At 65.9% G+C, this 6,290-nt stretch carries 7 protein-coding genes; 4 read left to right on the top strand and 3 right to left on the bottom strand.

What is annotated here, in order from left to right; genetic code table 11:
* Nucleotides 1-753, top strand: a 753-nt coding sequence (locus A5650_RS04040; protein WP_156744002.1) for an amidohydrolase family protein, incomplete at its 5' end; no start/stop codon positions are given.
* Nucleotides 754-768: 15 nt separating this feature from the next.
* Here A5650_RS04040 and A5650_RS04035 read toward each other — a convergent pair.
* Nucleotides 769-2,337, bottom strand: coding sequence for a class I adenylate-forming enzyme family protein (locus A5650_RS04035; RefSeq protein ID WP_067286488.1), 1,569 nt, complete (start codon nt 2,335-2,337; stop codon nt 769-771).
* Nucleotides 2,338-2,392: 55 nt separating this feature from the next.
* On the opposite strand from A5650_RS04035, the gene A5650_RS04030 reads away from it, so the two are divergent.
* On the top strand, nt 2,393-3,292 hold the full coding sequence (locus A5650_RS04030; protein ID WP_067286486.1) for an SDR family NAD(P)-dependent oxidoreductase: 900 nt from the start codon (nt 2,393-2,395) through the stop codon (nt 3,290-3,292).
* Between the two features lie 3 nt (nt 3,293-3,295).
* On the opposite strand, the gene A5650_RS27495 is transcribed toward A5650_RS04030, so the two are convergent.
* Nucleotides 3,296-3,688 (bottom strand): enoyl-CoA hydratase/isomerase family protein, encoded by a 393-nt coding sequence (locus A5650_RS27495; protein ID WP_286150353.1) that lies wholly within the window; start codon nt 3,686-3,688, stop codon nt 3,296-3,298.
* On the bottom strand, nt 3,619-4,101 hold the full coding sequence (locus A5650_RS27490; protein WP_286150352.1) for an enoyl-CoA hydratase/isomerase family protein: 483 nt from the start codon (nt 4,099-4,101) through the stop codon (nt 3,619-3,621). Before A5650_RS27490 ends, A5650_RS27495 begins: the two co-directional genes overlap by 70 nt.
* Nucleotides 4,102-4,213: 112 nt before the next feature.
* Between A5650_RS27490 and A5650_RS04020 the strand changes: the two genes are divergently transcribed.
* Both A5650_RS04020 and A5650_RS04015 read left to right on the top strand, forming a co-directional pair.
* A complete protein-coding gene (locus A5650_RS04020) occupies nt 4,214-5,473 on the top strand; it encodes a hotdog family protein (RefSeq protein ID WP_231992529.1) in 1,260 nt (419 codons plus the stop codon).
* A 7-nt stretch (nt 5,474-5,480) separates the two neighbouring features.
* A complete protein-coding gene (locus A5650_RS04015) occupies nt 5,481-6,287 on the top strand; it encodes an enoyl-CoA hydratase/isomerase family protein (protein ID WP_067286482.1) in 807 nt (268 codons plus the stop codon).
* Nucleotides 6,288-6,290: the final 3 nt, after the last annotated feature.

Raw genomic sequence — 6,290 nt, 5'->3', positions numbered from 1 at the left:
GGGTATCCGAGTTTTCATGATTTCGAGCATTGGAAGCCGATGTGGGATGCGTTGGTCGACACCGAGACGGTGCTCAATGTGCACATCGGTTCGTCGGGGCGGTTGGCGATCACGGCTCCGGATGCGCCGATGGATGTGATGATCACGCTGCAGCCGATGAACATCGTGCAGGCCGCGGCGGATCTGTTGTGGTCGCGCCCGATCAAGGAGTATCCGACACTGCGCATCGCGTTGTCCGAGGGCGGTACGGGGTGGATTCCGTACTTTTTGGAGCGGGTGGATCGCACTTTTGAGATGCATTCGACGTGGACGGGGCAGGATTTCGGGGGCAAGTTGCCCAGCGAGGTGTTCCGCGAGCACTTCTTGACCTGTTTCATCGCTGATCCGGTGGGGGTGGCCACCCGCAACGCGATCGGTATCGACAACATCTGCTGGGAGGCCGATTACCCGCACAGCGACTCGATGTGGCCGGGCGCCCCCGAGCAACTCGACGAGGTGCTCACCGCCAACAACGTGCCCGACGACGAGATCAACAAGATGACCTACGAGAACGCGATGCGCTGGTATCACTGGGATCCGTTCACCCACATCACCCGCGAGCAAGCCACCGTCGGCGCGCTGCGCAAGGCCGCCGAAGGCCACGACGTCTCCATCCAAGCCCTGTCGAAAAAAGAGAAAACCGGCGACGCGTCGGACTGGCAGGCTCAGATGAAGAAGGCCACCGCCAACGTCAGTGGCGAAACCGGCAATTGACGAACGGCGGTCGACTCAGCCGGCAACGGTGAGGCGGTCGGCGAGTACCCGCGGCCGACCCTCCGAACGTGCCTCCAGAATGTTGCGTTGCACCTTGCCGTTGGCGTTGAGCGGCAGGGGTTCATCCCAGAACACCAACTCCTCGGGCAGCTTGTACTTCGGCATTCCGCCCCCGAGCAGAGCATCCGCCACGTCGGCGAGCGACATCTCGACGTCGTCATCGAGCACCATGGCCACCGCCAGCCGTTCACCAGTAGTCGCGTCGGCAACCGAGTACGCCGCACACTCGCGCACACCCGGTATCCGCGCCACCGCCTCCTCGACCTCTGCCGCGGGAATCTTCATCCCGTTGCGGATGACGATGTCCTTGATCCGCCCCACGATGCGCACGCGGTGATCGCTGACCTCGGCCACGTCACCGGTCCGGAACCACTCCCCGTCGAACGCGTCCAGATCGTCCTCGGTGTCCGTGTAACCGAGGAAGGCGTGCGGGCCCTTGATACAACACTCGCCCGGATCCCCCGCCGATCCCACCCGCACATCGACGTCCTGCAGCGCGACACCGTCATCCGCGTGCCGCACCGCCCTGCTCTCGGTGCGCAGCCCTGACGTGCTGACCGGCACCTCCGACGATCCGTACGCCCGCATCACGACGATGCCGAAATCGTCTTCAACCCGTTCGACGATGCGCCTGTCGAGCATGGTGCCACCGAGATACACCGCCCGCAGCGGCACCACGCTTCCCCTGGCGACCGCTTCGTCGAGCAGCCGGTCGAGCAGCCGGTCCGGACCGCCGTACCACGTTGCGCCCGAGGACAACAGAAGATCACACGTCACGGAGGGATCCCACCGATCCTCGAGCACCACCGGCACGGCGAGCATGGGCCCGATGAACAGAGCCTGCAGCACACCGGTCACCGAGGCGAGCGGGCTGACGAGGAAGATGCGGTCGTCGCCGCCGAGTCCGGCGGCGGCGATGTAGTTGGCCGATGCCTTGATGAGCGTGCTCAGCGAATGGATGACGCCCTTCGGTCGAGACGTCGTGCCGGAGGTGTAGAGAACGAAGGACGGCTCGTCGGCGGGCCGCTTGGGCCCGTCGCTTACCGATACCTCCGAGGTGCGGAAGATGTCGACCCAGGCGCACGCTTCCCGCGGAGGTACGTCGCCCGCGGGAGGCCAGTTCGGGGCCAGCCCGAACCGGGCCCCGGTGCGGGCCACGATATCGGCGACCTGTGTCGCGCCCGCGCTACGCGGCACGAGCAGTACCACCGCGTCGACACGAATCGCGGCGTGCACGGCGATGACCGAGCCGATCTCGTTGCCGGCCACGACCACGACGGGTGTCGCCGCGCCGACACCGGCGTCGCGAAGCGCACAGGCCGCCTGATCGACCTGCTCATCCAGTGCCGCGTAGGTGATTTCGGCACCGCGATCGATCAGCGCCGGTCGTGACGGATACCGCTGGGCGGCCGACCGCACGACGTCGATCGGCAGGTCCGACCAGAAGCCGGCGGCACGGTAGCGGGCCCTGAGACCGCCCACTCGTTCCCGCGCGTGTCGCAGCATCTCGGTGGCCGCGCTCATGGTGTCCTCCGATGCAAATACTGATTCTCGTCAACGTAAATGTAACCTCTCAAGCATGGCGTCAGATCAATACTCTTCGCGCGAGCGCTCATCGACATTGACCTTCGATGATCAGGTTGCCGTTGTCACCGGTGCGGGCGGAGGGCTCGGCCGCTGTCACGCACTCGAACTCGCCCGCCGCGGCGCCCGGGTCGTGGTCAACGATCTCGGCACCGCCGTCGACGGACAAGGCGCCTCGATCTCGGCGGCGCAGGCGGTCGTCGACGAGATCACCGCCGCGGGCGGCACCGCGATCGCCAACGGTGACTCCGTCACGACGGAGGACGGTGGTGCGGCGATCGTCGCGGCCGCGATGGACGCCTTCGGACGGCTCGACATCCTCGTCAACAACGCGGGTATCCTTCGCGATGCAGCGTTCAAGAACATGACCGCCGAGCAGGTCGACGCCGTGATCTCGGTCCACCTGGCGGGCGCTTTCAACGTGACCCGCGCCGCGTGGCCTATCATGCGCGAGCAGAATTATGGGCGGATAGTGCAAACAACCTCTGGTACAGGCCTTTTCGGTAACTTCGGGCAGGCCAACTACGGTGCCGCCAAGATGGGGCTGGTCGGGATGATGCATGTGCTGGCGATCGAGGGGGCACGAAACGGCATCGCCATCAACGCCATCGCGCCGATCGCTCGAACCCGGATGACCGAGGACATCATGGGTGAGGCGGGTAAGGCGATGGACCCGGAGTTGGTGACGCCCGTCGTGGTCTATCTGGCGCACCGGGACTGCGATCGCACCGCTCACATTTATTCGGTGGGCGCGGGCAAGGTGTCGCGGGTGTTCATCGGTGTCACCAAGGGTATTGAGAACCGCTCACTCACAGCTGAATTGGTGGCAGAGACGATCGACGAAATCGACGACAGCACAACCTTCACCATCCGTGGCGGTCCCGCGAACGGGTGACCGTCAGCGACCCTGAAAGTTCGGCGGTCGGCGCTCTGCGAACGACCGCAGACCCTCCTGCAGATCGGCGGTCCACGACACCGCCTCCTGCGCCCATGCCTCCTGCTCGAAGGCCCGGTCGCGTCCCGATTCCGACGACACCGACAACAGGCGCTTGGTCAGTGCCAGCATGACGGTGGGGCCCGCGGCCAAACGGCGGGCCAGTTCCTCGGCGACCGCGTCGGTATCCTCTGGCGCCACGACACGGTTCACCAACGTGAGGCGCTCACAGGTCGCGGCGTCGACGGGTTCTCCGAGCATCAGGAGTTCGGTGGCCTTGCGCAGTCCTACGATCCTGGTAAGCAGGTGAATCGCACCCGCATCCGGCAGGATCCCGCGGTGGACGAATGCCTCCACCAGGCGCCGGTGGACATGACGACCAGATCGCTGGCGAGCACCAGGCTGGCGCCGGCACCCGCCGCCACGCCCTTGACCGCCGCGACAACCGGCTTGTTGCAGTCGAGCACCGCGGAGATCAATCGCTGATACCCCTTCTGCAGCATTAGGGCGACGTCTCCGGGCTTCTTCTCCGCGGCGGGCTGTGCCGATTGCGGGCCCAGACCCGCACCCGTGCAGAAGTGCCGGTCTCCCGTCGCTCGCAGCAGCACGCTCCGCACCGAAGAGTCATCATCAGCCTTCTCGAATGCTTGCGTGAGAACGTCACGCGCCAACGGGGACAACGAGTTAGCGGCATCGGCGCGGTCGATGGTGATGCGGCAGACACCATCGGGTCCGACGGTGCTGTCGATGCCCGACTGCTCTTGAGTCAACTCGCTCACCCCTGCGTTAACGACGTTTCCGTTTTTCGGGTATCTTAATTTCCGCCGACGTCCGCGGGACGATATGTGCCGAACTGAGGACGCCCGAACTGAGGAGGCATGCGTGACCCAGTCCTCGGCAGCGGGCCAGATCACGGATGAGGGTTTGGCCAGGTTGCGCGCCCGCATCGGCGTTGCCGTCCCGCATACCCGGCCCCCGCATTACCGCCGGCCCAACGAGGACACGTTCCGCATAGTGGCGGAGAGCTACGGCGACGCGAACCCGCTCTGGTGCGATCCCGAGTATGCGACGAAGTCGGTCTGGGGTGAACCGATCGCGCCGCCCGCGCTGATCGGCGGCGACACGTTGATCGGCGAGGACGAGGTCACCGAACTCTCCAAGGAGGACCGGGAGTTGACCACCGGTGACCCGCTGCGCGGAGTTCACGCCTTCTATGGCGGGTCGTCGCGCGAGTGGTGGGCGCCGCTGCGCGCGAACCGGCGAGTATTCCGGCGCAACGCCCTTGTCGCCGCGCTGGACAAGAGCAGTGAGTTCGCCGCCCGCGCCGTGCACGAATGGTCGGCGCAGGTGTTCTCCGATGACGTCGGTGTCATCCTGGGCGGCCAGTACCGGAACATGATCCGCACCGAACGCAGCGAGGCCAGGGGACGCAAGAAGTACGAAGACGTGGACGTCAAGACGTGGAGCGCCGAAGAGATCGCCGAGATCGACGCGCGGTACGCCCGCGAGGCGCCCCGAGGCGCCGAACCGCGTTGGTGGGAGGACGTCGCGGAGGGCGACGAGATCGGCACGCTCACCAAGGGTCCGCTCACCGTCACCGACATGGTGTGTTGGCACGTCGGAATGGGCATGGGCATGTACGGCGTGCGGCCCCTGAGGCTGGCTTGGCAGAACAAGCAACGGATTCCGCGGTTCTACACACCCAACGAGCACGGAGTCCCCGACGTCCAACAGCGTGTGCACTGGGACCCGAGCGCCGCGCGCAACGCGGGCAACCCGACGACATTCGACTACGGTCGCATGCGCGAGACGTGGCTCATCCATTTGTGCACCGACTGGATGGGCGACGATGCCTGGCTGTGGAAACTGGACTGTGAATTCCGGTTGTTCAACTACGTCGGCGATCTGCACACCATCACCGGCACCGTCACCCGCAAGTACCTGGCCGACGGGGACCGTCCGGCGGTGGACCTCGACCTTGCGGCGACCAATCACCGCGGTCGGGTCACAACGCCGGGACACGCCACAATTCTGTTGCCCAGCAGGCAGCGGGGCCCCGTACGCCTGCCGGAACCGCCCGGCGGGGCGACCGACCTCGCCGATCTGCTGGTCGCCGTCTCAAACCGATTCGCCGAACATTGAGCAAGCCGTGACGTATCCGAACATTCCCGGACTCCGGGCCGAACAACAGGGCCCGGTCCTGCGGCTGACCCTGGACCGGGCGGAACGCCGCAATGCGGTCAACGACACCATGCTGGACGCGATGATCGGGCACCTGGCCCGGTGCGGCACCGACGAATCGGTTCGCGTCATCCGCATCGACGCCGAAGGTCCGGACTTTTGCGCCGGCGCCGATCTGGTGGCCAACAACGCCAAGTCGGAACGTAAACCGCGCGTGGGGAGCACGCAGCGGCGGCTGCCCAACAAGGCCAACAGGCTCATCCCCTTACTGCTCGAAACTCAGGTGCCCGTCGTCGCTGTGGTTCGCGGCTGGGCGGCCGGCATGGGTTTCCACCTCGCCTTGGCGTCCGACTTCTGCCTGGCGGCCTCGGACGCGGTGTTCTGGGAACCGTTCATGGCGCGCGGCTTCACGCCCGACAGCGGTGCGGCCTGGTTGCTGCCTCGACTCGTCGGGATGGTGCGCAGCCGCCAGCTGTTGATGCTCGGCGAGGAACTGTCCGGGGCCACCGCCGCGCAATGGGGCATCATCCACGGTGCCTGTCCTGACACTGAACTCGAGGGTGCTGCAACGGATCTCATCAATCGGCTCGCCACCGCCCCCACGGTGGCGCTCGGCCTCACCAAGTGGCTGCTGCACAGCGGCAACGGCCTGGATCTCGATCGGCATCTCCAGAACGAGGCGATGGCCCTCGAATTATCCAGTCGCAGCGAGGACTTCAAGGAAGGCCTGGCCGCCTTCCGGGACAAGCGGTCCCCGGAGTTCAAGGGCCGCTGAGGT

This window comes from Mycobacterium sp. 1164985.4 (assembly GCF_001668575.1).
In the GTDB taxonomy this organism is placed as follows: Bacteria; Actinomycetota; Actinomycetes; order Mycobacteriales; family Mycobacteriaceae; genus Mycobacterium.
The sequence above is the reverse complement of the archived record's forward strand: the minus strand, read 5'-3'. Positions and strand labels throughout refer to the sequence as shown.